The sequence below is a fragment of the Clostridium sp. BL-8 genome, assembly GCF_002006495.1.
GTDB lineage: Bacteria > Bacillota > Clostridia > Clostridiales > Clostridiaceae > Clostridium.
The window spans coordinates 24563-42071 of record NZ_LZZL01000051.1 but is presented as its reverse complement, the minus strand read 5'-3'; the positions used below and the strand labels follow the sequence as shown (position 1 = coordinate 42071).

At 30.9% G+C, this 17509-nt stretch carries 13 protein-coding genes and 1 pseudogene; 4 read left to right on the top strand and 10 right to left on the bottom strand.

From position 1 onward, the window contains the following. Window positions 1-641: 641 nt before the first annotated feature. Both CLOBL_RS17035 and CLOBL_RS17030 read right to left on the bottom strand, forming a co-directional pair. Entirely contained in the window at window positions 642-1304 is a 663-nt protein-coding gene (locus tag CLOBL_RS17035; RefSeq protein ID WP_077860130.1) for a hypothetical protein, read from the bottom strand. 307 nt (window positions 1305-1611) lie between these two features. Further along, complete coding sequence (locus tag CLOBL_RS17030) at window positions 1612-2520, bottom strand: 2-dehydropantoate 2-reductase N-terminal domain-containing protein (RefSeq protein ID WP_077860129.1); 909 nt, start codon at window positions 2518-2520, stop codon at window positions 1612-1614. 142 nt (window positions 2521-2662) lie between these two features. On the opposite strand from CLOBL_RS17030, the gene CLOBL_RS17025 reads away from it, so the two are divergent. Further along, complete coding sequence (locus CLOBL_RS17025; RefSeq protein ID WP_077860128.1) at window positions 2663-3214, top strand: TetR/AcrR family transcriptional regulator; 552 nt, start codon at window positions 2663-2665, stop codon at window positions 3212-3214. A 550-nt stretch (window positions 3215-3764) separates the two neighbouring features. Here CLOBL_RS17025 and CLOBL_RS17020 read toward each other — a convergent pair. Together CLOBL_RS17020 and CLOBL_RS28380 are read right to left on the bottom strand one after the other, a co-directional pair. Further along, window positions 3765-4304 (bottom strand): TetR/AcrR family transcriptional regulator, encoded by a 540-nt coding sequence (locus tag CLOBL_RS17020; protein ID WP_242953864.1) that lies wholly within the window; start codon window positions 4302-4304, stop codon window positions 3765-3767. 118 nt (window positions 4305-4422) lie between these two features. Beyond that, window positions 4423-5006, bottom strand: a pseudogene (locus tag CLOBL_RS28380) (transposase); the annotation flags it as partial. A 285-nt stretch (window positions 5007-5291) separates the two neighbouring features. On the opposite strand from CLOBL_RS28380, the gene CLOBL_RS17010 reads away from it, so the two are divergent. Next, complete coding sequence (locus tag CLOBL_RS17010) at window positions 5292-6260, top strand: carotenoid biosynthesis protein (protein ID WP_077860126.1); 969 nt, start codon at window positions 5292-5294, stop codon at window positions 6258-6260. 384 nt (window positions 6261-6644) lie between these two features. On the opposite strand, the gene CLOBL_RS17005 is transcribed toward CLOBL_RS17010, so the two are convergent. Further along, window positions 6645-7487, bottom strand: a complete 843-nt coding sequence (locus tag CLOBL_RS17005) for a nitroreductase family protein (protein ID WP_077860125.1) — start codon at window positions 7485-7487, stop codon at window positions 6645-6647. A gap of 440 nt (window positions 7488-7927) precedes the next feature. On the opposite strand from CLOBL_RS17005, the gene CLOBL_RS16995 reads away from it, so the two are divergent. After that, a complete protein-coding gene (locus CLOBL_RS16995; protein WP_077860124.1) occupies window positions 7928-8509 on the top strand; it encodes a TetR/AcrR family transcriptional regulator in 582 nt (193 codons plus the stop codon). An 877-nt stretch (window positions 8510-9386) separates the two neighbouring features. On the opposite strand, the gene CLOBL_RS16985 is transcribed toward CLOBL_RS16995, so the two are convergent. From CLOBL_RS16985 to CLOBL_RS28990, 5 genes are all read right to left on the bottom strand, one after another. After that, on the bottom strand, window positions 9387-13019 hold the full coding sequence (locus tag CLOBL_RS16985) for a glycosyl hydrolase 115 family protein (RefSeq protein ID WP_207652365.1): 3633 nt from the start codon (window positions 13017-13019) through the stop codon (window positions 9387-9389). Window positions 13020-13563: 544 nt separating this feature from the next. Then, window positions 13564-13644 carry a hypothetical protein gene (locus CLOBL_RS28585; RefSeq protein ID WP_242953865.1) on the bottom strand — a complete coding sequence of 27 codons (81 nt, stop codon included), beginning with the start codon at window positions 13642-13644 and terminating at the stop codon, window positions 13564-13566. A gap of 25 nt (window positions 13645-13669) precedes the next feature. Then, complete coding sequence (locus tag CLOBL_RS28580; RefSeq protein ID WP_179117781.1) at window positions 13670-13810, bottom strand: hypothetical protein; 141 nt, start codon at window positions 13808-13810, stop codon at window positions 13670-13672. 220 nt (window positions 13811-14030) lie between these two features. Then, window positions 14031-15599, bottom strand: coding sequence for an MFS transporter (locus tag CLOBL_RS16980; RefSeq protein ID WP_077860122.1), 1569 nt, complete (start codon window positions 15597-15599; stop codon window positions 14031-14033). A 512-nt stretch (window positions 15600-16111) separates the two neighbouring features. Continuing rightward, window positions 16112-16237 (bottom strand): hypothetical protein, encoded by a 126-nt coding sequence (locus CLOBL_RS28990; protein ID WP_278281340.1) that lies wholly within the window; start codon window positions 16235-16237, stop codon window positions 16112-16114. A gap of 379 nt (window positions 16238-16616) precedes the next feature. Between CLOBL_RS28990 and CLOBL_RS16975 the strand changes: the two genes are divergently transcribed. Continuing rightward, window positions 16617-17459 carry an AraC family transcriptional regulator gene (locus CLOBL_RS16975; protein WP_077860121.1) on the top strand — a complete coding sequence of 281 codons (843 nt, stop codon included), beginning with the start codon at window positions 16617-16619 and terminating at the stop codon, window positions 17457-17459. Window positions 17460-17509: the final 50 nt, after the last annotated feature.

Sequence of the window (17509 nt, the reverse complement as noted above, 5' to 3'; positions counted from 1 at the left end):
CGAAAGATTATTATATGATGATAAACTATCTTTTATTGTGCTAGTTAAGATTGTTGTGCTCTTTTAAAAAACAATATTGTTATTTATATCGGTTAGCAAGTCGTTCGTAAACTCACTACTATTACCCAGAGGTCCTAATTTGGGAAGTTTAACTTCCAATTTTTTTATTACTACAAATAATAATAGGTAAGAATTTATCTTACCAGTTATTCCTGAAATGATAATGCAAAATTAGAATCTTTATTATATACCCCTACCTTTTGTTCTAACCTTACGACATGTAAACATCCTTTTTAGTAAATTGCTTTTGCATTGTAGCCCATAAATATATCGTTATTATCTCCTCATCTGCGAATTTGAGTAAACAATTATTACTAAAACGTTGCACAGAATACGCTATTCTGCTATCACAGATAGCAGAAACATAACAATATAATTCTATTAGTTTTAAGATAAAATGTTTTTTCATGAATTTTATTTTACACTAATTCTTGCTATGTTTCTTTTGTTATTTTCTAACAGTTGATTGGCATATTATTATATCCAAGTATTTAATAAAGATAAATATTTTTAAGAACTAAAATAATTTGCAATTGTATATTATACCCACAAAAGGGGCTGTTGCAATATCCCCTTTTAAATTATGATAAATTAGTATCTATTGCGTTATATAAATAAGTGGTTAAACGCTTTGTAGAAACAATCATGAAAGTAGAAACATTCTCCGCTGTAACCTTGCCATTTTGATACAAAACTGTAAAGAGCGCAGTTTCCTCTGTAGTAACTAGACCAATTCCCTTATGCCCTAAAAGCGTGATATCATCCACATTTCTTGTGTTATAAACAATAGCATCGTTAGCAACCCATATTTCATTCACATGCATTGGTGCATTTTGTGGGTTTTGAGACGGTAAGGATAAGAAATTAAATCTGGCAGCAATAAAGTCCTTTAATGACATTACTACTTTTGATACTATCTTAGTATCTATTACATTTAAATTCATATCATAGGTCCTTGCAAGTAAATGTTCTGACTTTAGGACTACAGTTTTTGATATATAATTGAAATATAGAAAGAATTCATCAGTTGTTCTATAAGTTTGAAGTAAATCTCCACTTACAGAAGCTAATGAAATTGTTGCAGGAACTCCGTTAGAGGTACCAAGATCAGCTTCTCTTTGTTGCTTCTCAATCTTTTTAATCTCTGAATCATCTACAGGCACATCTTCCGGTAGAACAATCACTACTTTCCCTTTTGGAAGATTTATTTCCACCGTTTTTATTTTATCTTTTAAATCATGCATCACACTACGCCTCCTAAATCTTTGGTATAGTTCAATATATGATTAATTTTATTGAAATGTTACATAATTTAACATATCAAAAGATACTTTGTCAGGACATTATACTATATTTTTTGTTTTTTAAATCCGCTATAACCTTGCATATGTTATTATCGAAAGATAAACTTTTTTCTAATATTTTTCCGGCAATTCAGGATAATCCATATTCATACGAAGTAGTACAACATTATGATGCTTTTCAGCTATTTTTTCGAATGGGCAGAGAAATATAAACTCTTAATTAAACTTCTTTACCATTTTTTCATTCTTACATTGTGACATCATTTTGACTTAAAAATTTTAGTAAATCGTTATTCAGTTGCACAACTTCATTATTTGCATTATTCGCATAATCCGGCAGCATCATATCCTTCACCATTTTAGTCCGAAGCCACATCATAAAGAAAAAATCCAGAATGAAATTTGGACATTTAAGCATAATTTTAAATGCAGATGGATTAATAACAACACCAGCCTTTTGTATTGCCCTTAAATACGCTTTTAAAGTGATTGTTATTTGGTGTGCCGTTTTTCTGGTTGTAGCTGTTTTTTCGTCACTTATCTTATTTTCAAAATATAAACTACCCAACAGTGCAATATCCGATACTGAATGCGTTATTAGAAATGATTTCATATCCTTATTAATTGTATAGGGAAGTTTGGCTGTTTTAAATAGTTTTGTGAGTTTTTTTATACGTTCTGTCTCTAAACTATTAATTTCTCCAAACATAGTAGCAAATAGAACCTTTGGTGGAATTCGAGCATACAATATTCCACCTTTAATCTGTCCGCCAGCGCCAGGAAAACCTGGTAAAAGCCTGTCTCCAACTATATCTAACCATGAAGAAAATCCAATTGAATTATTAGTCATTGTAACAATATTTTTGCTTTGATTCTCTTTTAGTGCTAACAAGGCTGATTCGGCTTGATCGTAACGAACTGTAACGAAAATAAAATCATATACATCATCATTTTCAAGGTTATCAATTACATTTACTTTTATAGATTTAACTGCACCTTTATCATTATATTTTAGGCCATTTTCTTTCAATGTTTTAAATCTATTAGAACGTGCAAACATAGTAACGTCAAGCCCTGCTTCAATGAATTTGATTGCGTATATGCTCCCTATGACGCCTGCACCAAAAATTAAAATTCTATTTAGTTTTACTGACATAAAAATCACTCCTATTTATTTATATCTTGACTATGCAACAACGCGTTGTATAATAGAATTGTAAATGGTTATTACAGCTTTATCAACCATCAGATTTTTATTATTTGTTGGTTGATATATTTGTTTACAAAAGGAGGATAAAATGAAAAAGCAACCTGAAGTTACAGAAAAAACAAGGCAAGCGTTTATAGATGTTTTTTGTGAGTTATATAGTCAAAAACCCATTGAAAAAATCTCAGTTCAAGATATTGCCAATAAAGCGGGATATAACCGTAGCACATTTTATCAACACTTCGCTGATATTTACGAATTGTTAGACTTTGTTGAAAGTGATTTATTAAGCTACATAAAAGAGGAATTGACAAATATGAAAGCATCTACGGCTTCTATCCAAAATGCACTTAATTGTATAAAAAATAGCAAGCATATCTCAGTTCTCAAGGCTCTCTTAGGTGACTATGGAAGTGTTCATTTTTTAGAGCGCTTGAAAAGAGAAATTCCCTTTGATGTATTGGACTTGAACTTTCAAGAATATGGTTTCTTAAAGCCATACTTGATTGAATTTTACATATCAACATCCCTTTCCTTATTTCGCCTTTGGATCAAGCAAGAAAAGGATTTATCCTCAGAAGAATTTTTCAAGTTAGTAGATACCCTATATAAAAATGGGATAACGCCTTATTCTAAAAAATAATGGGCATATTCCTGCAAGCTACCAAAATGCACAAACTTTACTGCTCATATGTTTCCACTAACTACTGAACTATAAATCATCCACACTTCCTACCAGTGGATATGTCTACATAAAAAAAGCAGCAAGGTCAGTTTTTTAACCGACCTTGCCGCTTTACTATATTCTTAGAAATATAGTAAGCCTTTCAATTAGTACTCCTTTGTTCATAAATCAGTTCATGAATATGCTATACTCTTCTATTTTTCAGACATTTAATAATTAATTGCTCAGCATTTGATATTATATTAGAGTTACGCATTACTTGTACAAAAAAAATACCGCAAATTCATCTGAATAATACGGTCTTTCAATAAAGACTAAATTACGTTATTGCTCCCTTTTTAACAATAGTCCCATGCTTATCTTCACTGTGTTTATAGATCCAAACAAACGCCCTTTTGTCCTTTCGTTATTGTACAATTTATCGGTTATCATCATCAATTAACAAGTCAAATACTATAATATCAGCTAAACTTGAAGTAGCTATTGATATAGATAGTTCTAGAGAGTATCAATAAAAATCTTTTGATACTGCTTCTGTCGCTTTATTAATAAAAGCAGCAATTTTACTTGGACTTTCCTTCATACCACTATTGACCCACTTTTCTATTACAGCTATAGTACCATATGCGGTAAATGTGTACCAATTATCAAATAGTTTTTGATCAATATATTTTTCTTCCTTCTTCCATTTCTCAATATTTAATTCGTGGCTGATATAAATAATACGTTTCAATAATTCTTTATCCCCGTTCTCTGAAAATAATACTCCACATATATTGCTATTTGCTTTTATATACTTGCAAATTTCATATGACAGTTTTTCATAAGTTTCAAGGTTCAAAGTACGTTCCGCAACCTGTTTGATTTCTTCATATAACTCACCTTCAATATTTGAAAGAAGTTCAAACTGATTCGCATAATGTGAATAAAAAGTATTGCGATTGATATCTGCTTTTTTGCATATATCTGTCACTGTAACTTTGCTGATAGGACGCTCTTTCATAAGTTCCAGTAAACTGTTTTTTATAACCCTCTTTGTATATCTCACCCGGCGGTCTGCTTTTTCGTATGCCATGATACTGTTGCCAAAACTTTATAACGCTTGTTTAATTCCCTGTTCAATGTGTCCGATTTTGTAATCCTAAAAGAATATACTACTTTTATTGAAGTAATATAATCTGCTTTTCAAGCTTTATACTGTTGCTAGTTTTGACAACCTTCCCCCCTTCTTTATTTAACTCATATTTTCTTGATAGTTTACGCTGCAACCTACGTAATCCTTTTTCTAATTTCTTAACTAATCGTGTTTTATTTATATTTTCAAAAGTCATTCCATTATAGCATATAGCTAGTTCTTTAATTCCGACATCTATGCCTATTGATTCAGTGGTTAATTCCATTACTAGTGGTTCTTTTTCTACGCCTACAGATTCATACCAATACTTACCATCAAAACTCACTCTTGGATTCGTATACTTAACACCAATTGGTATTTGTTCGGCTGTTTAAATCCATCCCACTTTTTCAATTAAAACCATATTGGCTTTGACTTTTAGTTTTATATTGTCATTATAGAATGATGTTTTAGACCTTCTTCTGCTTTTGAACCTTGATCTATCTGTTAGTCCTTTAAAAAATCTTTTGAAAGCTTCACATATAGGGTTTCTACTTCAACTATTAACTTATGCATGTATAAGTTAAGTTTTCGTATAAAATCCCTATAATTATTAATCTTCTTCATTTTAAGTATTAACTATAATCTCAGTAATAATTCCACATTTACTACATAGATTTTCTATAATTTTAAATCCCAAAAATATTTTCTTGCCTTAAACTAAAAAAATGATTGAGTTGTTCTTATTTACCCTCCCTAAATAATTCAGTGAACGAACAACACTTATCTGATTTGTAAGATATCGAACGTAATGTTATCGAACTGCCTGTTGATTAAGTAGCACTGTGTACTTATAATATATTTAACATACAACATATTTGAACGTTCAAATAAATTATAATTTTAAATGGAGGTAACACAATGGGAAATATAACTATAGTACCTGTATGGATTATTCAAGATATTTTAGTTCTAATCATCGCCATATTAATGGTCTTCTATATAATTAAAAACGAGGAACGTCCAAAGATTGTATTAATGCAATTCATATGTTTTGTCTTTTTCTACGCCTCAGCCTTTGAAAATGTTGCGGCAACTATGGGAGTTATGGGGAAAGAAGGTTTTTACGCATATGGGCACAGTATCCTAATGATATTCAATATACCACTAACTGTTCCAATTATCGAGTTTCTTATAGTTTACTCAACGTTGCGTGTTTTAAAGATGGTCAATATACCTTTTTGGAGTAAACCATTTATTGTTGGACTCATGGCTATGATTTTTGACTTTTCCATGGATCCGGTGGCCATTAAACAGATTTTTCATACAGCGGAAGGAGTTATTGGAAGGTGGAGCTTTATTCCTCTTCCTGGTGAACCTTTAATATATGGTGAACCTGTCATGAATTTTACAGGATGGATTTACATAGGTGGGTACTGGACTGTATTCATATTACTAGGTGAATGGTGGCATAAAAAGAAAAACTATAGTAATCTAATTGGATACATATATCCGTTTTTGGCTGCAATTCTTTCTCTAGCATGTTTGGTTTCGCCTTTATCCAACTTTTTTAATTATATGGGACCATTTTTCTCCAGAGCTTCTAATATGCAATGGGTAATGTTGATCTCTCTTTCTGTAATTTCAGCTGGAGTTTTAGTGTTAGCCTTCGTCAAGTTCTGGGATCGTAAGGTCATTAGTTCTATGGATTACAAAAACGATTTTCCTATCATGTTTACATTCCTGGGTTTTCCTCTGGTTAATACCATATTTTGCATTATAGGTGGATACATGCAGATACTATGGCTTGTTGTCCTAGCACAGGTGTTATTATTGCTATGCTGGAGTGGAATTCATATTTTGAGTAAAAAAGTTATTCTCAAGAAATGAAGTGCCCCTACAAGTTAGATAAATATTCGCACAATAGAGTTTTATATTGTCTTATTCTATTGATCCATTAATTAGCAACCAATGAAAATCTCGGATGTCATCTATAAACAGGGCAAAAAAATCGGGCTGAAAAACACATTTTTCAGTCCCGATTTTTTCTCATTTTTCACTTTAAAACTACTACATATTGTGGCTTACCCGTCTCACTTCCCCTTAGAGCCACTATTCGTCATCAAAATTGCCACCTCCACGTGTCACATTACTGGAAACAATTCAATAATGTTTTTAGCATTCTTGATAACTTTTTCAGTTAATAATTTCAATTTTCAATAATATAATTAGATACACTTAGGAACTTGAACTCCGTCAAGCCAATTTCCTTCCCTATTTTCTAACCCAAGAAATAATATATTTTTTATTATCTTGAGAGGAAAGTTGTATTTTCTCCCAATGCCCCTCTAAACCTAATTCTGCTGAAGTTAACTCAAAATGACACATAGCTATGCCCATATCTATTTTGTGCATATCATTATAACTATCACTTTTTGAGTCTTTACTTTGTTCTAAATAGAAATCGTATGAATTAGAACTTTTAATTATTCTCCAAGGTTGCTTGTTTGCTGCTGAAGGTGCAAGCCTTACCATTTGAAGGGGAATAAAATACTCTAAGCTTTCCAGCTCCTTTAAAGGTGTATTGAAATCTACATCAAAGAATAGTTTAGACCAGGCTTTTCTATTTTTAGAACCTACCATAAACCTAACGAAAGTATCCATGCCTCTTCTTGCTTCACTAGGATACCCTACAGGTATAACTATTGGAAGGATTTCATTATCTTTAAGCTCCATAACCTCTGCAAATTGACCTTTATTAAATGTACCACCTAACCAACATGTACCCAAATTTAAATCAGTTGCATACAGCACTGCTCTTTCCAATGAATATCCTAAATCAACTAATGCATTATCTGATTTTGAAATTGATGAGACTATGAAGGTAGAAGTTCCTTTTATAACACCATAGGTTCCAAGCTTTGTATCTGAATCTTTAGAGTTTATCAGCTTAACTCGTATATTTGTGCCAAAAGGTGCTTTAACCTGATTTATAACATCTATTATACTATCGCCTATTGTTTTGTCCAACGGCACTCCATTATATGACCTCATAGATGTTCTTGCTTTTATAACCTCTATAATTGGCTTCTTGAAAATCGGATTATCTAAGTTCATATTTCAACACTCCCACCCTTTTTATTTTATAGTAAATCTTCATTTGAATTGCTGGGTTGTGTTCTAAGAATGTAACTTTAACTTAGATATTAATCCTTTAGTTATGAATTTAACTGCACCAGCCTGACAATACGTTTGATTAAGATATGATTGTGATTTGTGAGCCTCTCGACATGCTTTACAATTCCCGTGGTTTTTACAGCTTTTATTAATACATTTACAGTTCGGATTTATAGTTGACATATTTACCTCCTAGTAATAAATACTTATTTCAAACAATTATTATAGCTACATATATTGCAAAAACAACTCGTGTTGCTTATAATGATTATAAAATCAGCTTATATATTTTTCAACCAACAAAATTCATAAAGTGTTGCTTAAAAACACTTTATTTACAATATGAGTTTAACTAAAATTCTTTTAAATGAGGTAATAATATGTCATTAAATATAAATAATCCTAGAGTAAAAAGAACCCGTGATCTTATTATCACTGCTTTTATTTCATTGGTTACTAAAAAAGGCTTTGACTCCATTACAGTTAAGGATATTACTACTGCTGCCACCATAAACCGTGCAACCTTCTATGCACATTTTACAGATAAATATGCACTACTGGACACCGTCATAGTAGAGAAATTCTCTGAGATCTTTTCCCCTAAGCTACAGAGCGAGATGCACCTAAATGAGAATACTATACGAATCCTCATTCTTTGCGTTTGTGAATACTTTGAAATGGTAAAAGGCATCTGCAAATGCGGTTTTGCCTCTATTTTACCTTTAATAGGAGATAAAATAGTTGGTGAGCTATATTCTACGATCTATGCATTGCTAATAAAAGACCATGAATTAGCTGAAAATGAACAAATACGAGCCCAATTAGTTGCAACAATGATGAGCACTTCTATTTATAATGTAATTTACAAATGGGAAGTTCAGAAGAGACCAATACCTCAAGAACTTCTAATTTCTGAGATTATTAGGTTTATTTTTACCGGTATGAATACTTTAAAGGGATGAGAAGAACACTATATCAAATAGTGTTCTTTTCATTATTATTGTGTCAATTTCATTAAGCTTTTTTCAAATATTCACTGTATTTTAATTATACTAATCCTCAAGTTCTTATTGTATTTTTTCTTTCTACCAACAACCATAATTGTTCCAGCACCTAAGAATCCAATACCACTTATAACTTGAATTCGGACGATATTTTAACGTATTTTAAAATTTTCCTATACATCGATTAAATATACTTAAGCTTTTATTTATATTATTGTTCTTTTTGAATTAATAAACCTTCATTTAATTCATCACTTAGCAGTTCATAAATATAGCTAGAACTTTCCTCATATTCTGCAACAGGTCCTACTACCAAATCATACTTATTATCGTGGTTGCACTCAATGCTAGCTTTATTTAGGAATCTTCTATCTCTATTATTTAATACAAAAATAGCCCATTCTCCAGTAGGACTTTGAAACTTTTTTATATTTAAGTTATTTGATTGACATATATTTTCATCTAATTCAAATTTATTAATATATGGAGTCCCACATAAATCCTTGCAACTCTTTTAGCCATTAATTCTGCTCGTTCTTTAATTTCAGTACAATAAAACCATTTAAATATTTATGTACTTGATTACTTACAGAATAACTCATTTGATTTTTGATTCCTTAATATTTTATATAGTATTTTAACCCACACCTTATGTTGGATGGAAATTTCAACATAAGGCGTAGTGAAATATTTAGACCCCTGAGGTCTTAGGAGTGCTTGCTATAAGCTTACCACCCATTATTGGTGTGAATTTTAATGGTATAATGTCCTGTTTACTTAGTTATTATATCTTAATCTGGCTATTATACTTTTTTAAAGTCCTTATTTGAATTTTTTATATATAGTTATTTCTGTCAGAATCTTCCCATTGAGCATCTGACCATGGCAACTCATCTCCTTTTGTTAGATAAATTCGGTCAATTCTAAATCTCGATTTTCTTGCATATATAGAAAAAGTATGAATTCCTCTTGGTATTTCAAGTTCAGAAAGCAATGTCCAAAACCATATTTGTTGTGTACTAAATGTAAATAAACTTCCACCAGATTTTTGACATGCTAAAGGCTGTATTTTCCCATCAAGTGCAACATAACAAGAATCTGAAGTATTATCATCAAATTTAACTAAAAGCCAAACGTTATACATGCCTCCATTATTAACATGTATTCTATAATGCATTCCTGGAGACTTTTGTACATCCTTATATTCAATTCCTGGTGTGGATACATACATTGCTAAGCCTGACCTTCCATTTGTTTCAGACTGTGTATGGCTCCAAACGTTATCCTGCCACTCCATACTTTTAGTCAAATATGCATTTTCGGATTCTTCTAATGCATACTCAGCCTCTATTGCGATTTTCCCATCCTTCTCTTCAAATACTCCACATCCAAATTTGCTTATTATATCTTTTCCACCATTGGAATCTGCCATATATTTCTTTTCTCCAAGGTACTGCTGCCCATACTCTTCATTTGGCATATACAGTCTGTTATATTTCCAAAAATTCTTATCTGCATATATAATTTTCGGCAAATCGACCTCTTCAAATTCAGTTCTATACTGTTCTGTCCTTATTTTCTCTAATTCCTCAAAATGAACTAATGGTAGTTCATTTCTGTTTCTTTCTTTTAAATTATACTTTGTATGATAACTAACCTCAGGTCCAAGATTTGTATTGATAAATCCATTTGTATATATAATCATCTTAGAAATCGTTACATAATTATCTATCACATATAATCTTAATTTGTGCATTCCTGAATTAATAAATGGAAGCTTTAGATACATTTTTTCTCCATTACTTACAACTGAACTTTTCCATTCGCCTCGCCATTCGTCAGTTATCTCGGACTCAACAATGATTGGTTCGCCACCATCAACCCCTACCCCAAAACGGATTTTTCCTTTGGAATTTAATGTTAGGAAACGGTATATTTCCAATAAAAAATTGCCTTCACTTTCAAAAAGAATATTGTACTCTAAGTATGGATTCTTTTTCACTTCCTTTTCTAGCGATTCATGACATACTGCTTGGACAGCATCTCCTTCGTATCTTCCTATATTCTTAATAACAATCCATTTACTGTAATTGAAATCTATTTTCCCGTCATATTTGCTGGCAATTATAGATATGTACCCCTCTGCCTCAACATATCCCTCAAATTTATCTGGAATACTGCATCCTGATTCCGTCTCAATCACCACAGTTTTGCTTTTTCCAGTTATAATATCATTAATAACTAGACACCCACTATGCCCAGAAGCCAGAGCCCAATCAGAAACAGATAACAGTATCCTCTTTTCACCTATTATTTCACCACTAGCCTCGGATAAACTAATCCATTCATCACAACCTTCACACCGAATATCAAAATGTATATTTCCAGCACCTTTATTGAAAATTTCTAACCATTTTTCCCTTATTCCATAAGGTGAAAAGGTAATAGACTGATGATTGATCTCTGGCACTTTTTCATTCCATACAATTACGTCCATTTCTGCATCACCTATTTTTAAAGCTGGCTTTCCTGCTGGATACAGCGCTGTACATGGAGGAGGAAAACTTTCAGGAGTCAGTATTTTGTCCCATTTTCCACTGGACATTTTTTTATTATAGAAATATAGCATAGCACGCTTATAATCACACATTTTTCTTGATAATTCTAAATAAAAATCCGCACATTGCATTTTTCCTTGATTATATGATAGTGTGCTCCTATCAGCATAATAGAATTCATGATTAATATAATAAGAAGCATGAATCTTCATTAAGAACATTTGAAAAAAGGCTTCCTTCTCATTTTCAGACAGTGCATAATAAATATTATTTGCCCTATGAAAAATTTCTTTAAGTTTATTAAGCCTTCTTCCTGCCTCATCTCCGTAAGTAGTTTGTGAAAATACATCAGAATACATATGCTCAACCTTACATACATTAGTAAGCTGTGTAAATTCATCATACAATTTTGCCGCTTCTTCACCATGTCCACCAGAAAAATTATTGTCAATCCAATGTTTTGTAAATTCAAAAGCATCTTTAGTAGTGGTTTCTTCCTTGCCTACTTCCCATCCATATTTCAGAAAGTATTCTATATCCTGTTCCAAAGGCTTAATTGAACCTACATTTAGAACCCATATTTTCCTTATTCCAGATTCATATGATTTTCTGAGTTCATTTCCTGTATGTGCTAATGGGATAGAATTAATAAAAAGATAACTCATTCCTGGATGTCCCCAATATGAATTATGGTAATAAAGCCCATGCCCTCCTGATCTCTTCAATTCTTTTTGATCTGGGAAACGACGCATATACCCAAAATTATCATTTACCCAAATTAATGTAATATCTTCAGATAATTCTAGACCATTATCATAAAGAGGAAGCACCTCTTTATATGGAATAAATATCTGTAAGGTATTTTCGTTATGAAGCACATCCTTTAAAATATTTCTCTGATCTCTGATAACTTCACCAAGAAGTTTAACTCGTGCTGCTTGCTTTTCTCCACTAGTAAGGGTACTATCTTTATCTATTACTTCTGTCTTAAAACCATAATCATGAATGCCCCGCATTCCAACTGTATAGCAAACCTCATAATCCTTATTCTGCTCAACGCTTTCACGCCAGTATTCCTTTAATATTTCTCTGTTTCTTCCTGGTATAGAATAATCATAACTGCTATCTTTATACTTTTTCTTTTCTATCCATGGTTCCCATTCATTCTGATTACTACGCAGAAGCATATCACAATGTGACGTACCAACTACAATCCCCATCTCTTTTGCCATTTTTCCATTTTCAGGATTTTCATTAAAATAGTTTACATGCATTGCAGGCCATATATAATTTGCTTTAAGCCTTAGCAAAAGTTCGAATACATGTCTATAGGTTTCAGGACCAATGGTACCATCCTTAGTATGTGAAATCGCCCATGCATTTAACTCTTCCTCATCATTAATAAATATACCCCTATACATAATTGACGGACTATCTGTTTTACAAAAATTTTTAGGTATAGAGATATAATTCTTTTTCTTAACAGGGACATCAGCAAAATAGTACCACGGTGATACCCCCATAGCTTCACATAGATCATAGATTCCAAATATAGTACCTCTACTGTCCGTCCCTATAATATATAGACACTCTCCAATATTTTTAAGCTGATACCCTTCCCATACTAATGAGCCGTCATTCTTCTGTAATTCATATACATCAAGATTTCCTTCCTCAATCATCTTATCTATAGCTTTACTTTTCCCAATTGTTCCTATGATTAATTTGCATTCATTAACATCATTAGAGAACTCTCCACTGCATCCGCACACCTTATAAATATCACCTAACAAATTATTAGCTGCACATTTGACAGCTTGACTTTCGTTTTGCGATACATATATAGTTATCTTTTTGCCTCTTTCTGTTAATAATATTCCACCGTCTTCAATATCCATAACATAATTCATAAATGCTTTCCTCTCTAAAGTTGATTTTAATTATATTATTCATTAAATAATCCGCAATTTCCTTGCAATTCTTATATAATTTATTGCATAAAATGACTTATTGTTAATGTGTATTCCATATGATAATTAAATTCACTATAAAATGAATTAAATTACTCTATTTTATTTTTAAATCACCTTCATATGCAAAATAAACATCACATTTCCAAATATCTACTTATCAATAACTAATAGTATTCAACATATAAATATAATCCCCACGAAAACTCAACAAATTTTCGTGGGTTTCATAGTGGATGTTAAAAGTTATTGTTAAAATATACTAGCTTTTACAAACTTATTATTAACTCCTTCAAGAACATTCGATCTAAGTTAAATTTACACAGAAATGTCCCGCCTAATTTTCATCATTACCTACTATAATGGCACAAAACAATCATATGTAGCCTCAGTTCTATCTATTTGAGTGATCTCTTCAATCTTGTTTACAATTATATACAAACCATCTCCATATTAATATTCCTCCATATGGTAAGAGTGCTTCTCAAACCATATTTGCTCGCTCTGCATTATTACGTCCATAAGTAAATAGTCCTAGCCTCCCATCTGAATAGGCCTTTACCATAAAACCATCTAAATTAGATATTATGCTATATACATATTAAGCTTTCATCTTCTTTTTTAATTAATCTTATATGTTTAACATCTTTAATATCTTTTTCACTTTCATAAACTGCCTGAGATTTTTTAACATCGCTGGTTCCTTCAAGCACCCTTTTAAATTCTGACAATATAGAATCAATAATTTAACTTTTATAGAAAATTAAATTATTTTCAAGATATTATTTATACTTGCTGTTTTCAATATTACTATGGCCTAACCAAGAAGAATATAATTTACTTTTTTTATTTAACATATAAATCTCAACTCTTTTTTCCTGCTGCATATTATAAGTAAAGCAGCGATACTTCGTTTTAATTTTGTATTATTTAGTTTAGTATAGTCTGTTGTCATTCCACGTTTAATACGTTTTCATTACCTGTAATACTATTTACTTTACTGTCAACTATCGGCCATAATCTTTCATATTTTACACCTGTTAAACTTTCCACAGCAACTTTAGTTTTAGCATCTACATCTTCTTTTAGTCCATTGTTTTTTAGTCTTTGAATTTCATTTATTAAAATAGAATGAGTAGAAGTATTAAGTTTAAATCTAAATGTCACTATCAATGCAATTGCAGTTAAACCACCGCATCCAAATAATAAAATATATGAAATTACATGTTGGACTATCTCGGGCTGAGTAGCTGCTCCTTTAACAAAGCCACTAGATTGTAGACAAATACCAACAATAATTGCTGCAATTCCATTTGTCGCTTTTCTTAAAAAAGTCATTACAGCAGCAAAAAGTCCTTCCCGTCTTTCTCCTGTTATTATTTCATCTACATCAGGAATGAATGGAAATACATTCCATGGAATAAAATAAACAAGGGATTTCCCTACCTGGAATATAACTGAAGCAATAATAAGTGCAGTAATAAGGCTACCATTTGCTGGATGAAAGAGATAAATTAAATAGTAACCAATAACACCTAAAATAACTGTTGAGTACGACAACTTTAGCAAATTTGATGGGCCAATTTTAACAAAAAGCCATCCCCATAATAGTGCTAGTGGTACACTAATAATGCTTATTGACATTAAAGCAGAAGCTAAAGAAGCAGAAGCACCCATATTAAAAACAATATAATACATAAAAACAGCTCCAATAGCATCCTGTGCTGTCACAGAAAATAAGTAAAGCATTAAATGCTGACGAAATGCTTTCACTCTAAAGGTAGAAAAATACTTCTTGATAATATTGATAATATTTTCAAATGTATCAGCAGTAGAGAGATGTTTAGATGATTTTGATTTATTTTGTTCAGCAATCATCATAGCTGTCAAATCCCTCTCCCAAGTATTAAGGTAAGTTATAAATACAAATACCATATAGATTACAGCAAAACTGCTGCCGAGAACAAAATAAGCATTAGGATTATTCTCTCCCATTATATGAATTAATCCTCCACCGATAATAGTGCAGATGGAAGCAGAAAAACCAGACAACAACATTCTGGTGGAAGACAATATTGTTCTTTTACTAAAATCAGAAGTCATTTCTGAAGGTAATGTTTCATATGGAATAAGAACCATACTGGCCAAAAGATCAAAAATGATAAAAGTCCAAAAGTAATACCAATAGTTTAATCCATTAACCCATAGCGATCCATAAATCAACATTAATGGAGATCCCACCAAAAGGAAAAAACGTCTACGACCAAATTTCTTTCCAAGTTTTGTACGATAAAAATAGTCAGTAATGTTTCCCATACAAATAACAGCTACTGAATCAAATAGCTTTGAGGCTGCAAATATTGATGCTGCCTCAATAGCAGTTAAACCAGCATAGGTGGTATAGAAAAACATAAGATAGGCCCCTATCAACGCACTAGAGCTACCACCCATAACATCTGTCAAACCATAACTGACACCTGTCCATAAAGTAATTTTTTTCTCTTTCCTACTTTTAAACATTTAAATTCCTTCTTTCTCTTAAATACAAAATATTCTTCTACATTGTTGTAATATATATCTTGAACGATTCTTTTAGAAATTTAGTATTTTCTGGTGTTTCACTATCTCTAACCATTGTTCAGCTAAATTACAAAAACTTTTTTAACAAAAAATTCTCATCTAACTTTCAAATAAATAATTCATTCTTTATAGAATATTAACTGTATTTAGATTAACAGCATACATTATATAAATTCACTCATATTATTGTGGTTTACATATATTTAGTGCTTTATTATAACGTTTTCTTTGATTGATTGGTTAAAAAACACTGTATAAAACGAGTATGATTGCTACTTATCATAACTTATGTTATAATATTTTCACATTGATTTTCGTAAAAATTATTGTCATTCTTTTTTATATTTTTGCGGAATATAATAAATGAAGAATGATAATAATTTTTACTTAATTATACGAATTTTTGCAAACATATTTATTTTTATGAAAGCTAATGAGTTTAATTTCACACTCTATATAAGCCTCACCTCCTTTTCAGAAATACTCTTCCCAGGCTCAAGATATAAATTACTAATTTCTTCTCTAAGTTTATAATATATAGTTTTACTAATTATATCTTTATTTAATTTGAATCCCATTTTGATATACTCTCCTTATTTTCATAGCTGCTGTACCTGTAATACTACTGCAACCATATATCTCCGGAAGTGGATGAATGGCATCTTTCTGAATAAAGTATTTTTATTATTTTCCAATAGATTTACTTGCATGAAATTAAATAATTTTCATAATAACACTGTTTAAGAAAGTGTTTCATTTAATAATTAATATACTGATTTTTATTCGTAACGATATATCTTTATTTATAATTTTTCTATTAAAACCATTACATAATTTATAAGTTCATACCTTTCCAATACTTATTTTAATAATATTATAGATTAAATAATTCGCAATTTCCTTGCAAATATTGTATAATTTATTGCATGAAATGATTTATTATAAAGGGGGATTTTTATGACAGATTATATATATGAGCCTTTCCCTGATGATGTCCTATTTAATCATAGAATCGGCAAAAATTATACAAATATATTTCATAGACATGATGGTTATGAAATATATTTGTTTATAAAAGGAAATATTAATTTCTATTTTGAAAATGCATGCTTTCATTTGGATTGTGGGACTCTCATTGCAATCAATCCCAATGAATTTCATCGTGCCGTATGCCTTGATTCGATGACTTATGAACGAATTTCTATAAATATTAAAATGTCATATGTTCAGCAACTATCAACTCCACACTCTAATTTGTGTTCATGCTTTGAAAGAAATCCTGGTGGAGTTATTCATATAGCCCACCTAAATCAGCAAGAAGTTAATGAATTTATTATACTATCTCACAAAATGCAGAATGCATATGATTCCAATGAATATGGAAATGATATTTTAAGAAGTTCGTATTTATCACAATTATTGATAATTACAAATCGTTTATTTCAAGATAATAAAAGTGTAGGATTAGAAGAAAATCAAAACATTATGCCAAAATTTCTTGCCGATACCATAAAGTTTATAGATGACAATATTACGGAAAATATAACTTTAAAAATGCTTTCAGAACAGATATATTTAAATGGTACATACATTAGTCGTCAGTTCAAAGAACATACGGGAATTACCCTACAAAAATACATAATTAATAAAAAGATTTCATTAGCTGCTCGCTATCTCGCAGATGATGAAAGTGTTACTACTGCCTGCTATATGTCCGGATTTAAAAATTATTCTAATTTCATTCGAACATTTACAAAACAGATGGGTATATCTCCAGGTAAATATAGAAGAAATATTTAAATTACGAGGGAATGTAGCTAGATTTGTATAAAACAAATCTACTACATTCT

Bases quoted from the DNA above. Each gene is read 5' to 3' on its own strand.
- CLOBL_RS16980 (WP_077860122.1), bottom strand. From the start codon at position 15,599: ATGTTTAAAAGTAGGAAAGAGAAAAAAATTACTTTATGGACAGGTGTC.
- CLOBL_RS16995 (WP_077860124.1), top strand. From the start codon at position 7,928: ATGTCATTAAATATAAATAATCCTAGAGTAAAAAGAACCCGTGATCTT.
- CLOBL_RS16975 (WP_077860121.1), top strand. From the start codon at position 16,617: ATGACAGATTATATATATGAGCCTTTCCCTGATGATGTCCTATTTAAT.
- CLOBL_RS28990 (WP_278281340.1), bottom strand. From the start codon at position 16,237: ATGGGATTCAAATTAAATAAAGATATAATTAGTAAAACTATATATTAT.
- CLOBL_RS17005 (WP_077860125.1), bottom strand. From the start codon at position 7,487: ATGAACTTAGATAATCCGATTTTCAAGAAGCCAATTATAGAGGTTATA.
- CLOBL_RS17010 (WP_077860126.1), top strand. From the start codon at position 5,292: ATGGGAAATATAACTATAGTACCTGTATGGATTATTCAAGATATTTTA.
- CLOBL_RS17035 (WP_077860130.1), bottom strand. From the start codon at position 1,304: ATGCATGATTTAAAAGATAAAATAAAAACGGTGGAAATAAATCTTCCA.
- CLOBL_RS17030 (WP_077860129.1), bottom strand. From the start codon at position 2,520: ATGTCAGTAAAACTAAATAGAATTTTAATTTTTGGTGCAGGCGTCATA.
- CLOBL_RS16985 (WP_207652365.1), bottom strand. From the start codon at position 13,019: ATGAATTATGTTATGGATATTGAAGACGGTGGAATATTATTAACAGAA.
- CLOBL_RS28585 (WP_242953865.1), bottom strand. From the start codon at position 13,644: ATGGTAAAGGCCTATTCAGATGGGAGGCTAGGACTATTTACTTATGGA.
- CLOBL_RS17025 (WP_077860128.1), top strand. From the start codon at position 2,663: ATGAAAAAGCAACCTGAAGTTACAGAAAAAACAAGGCAAGCGTTTATA.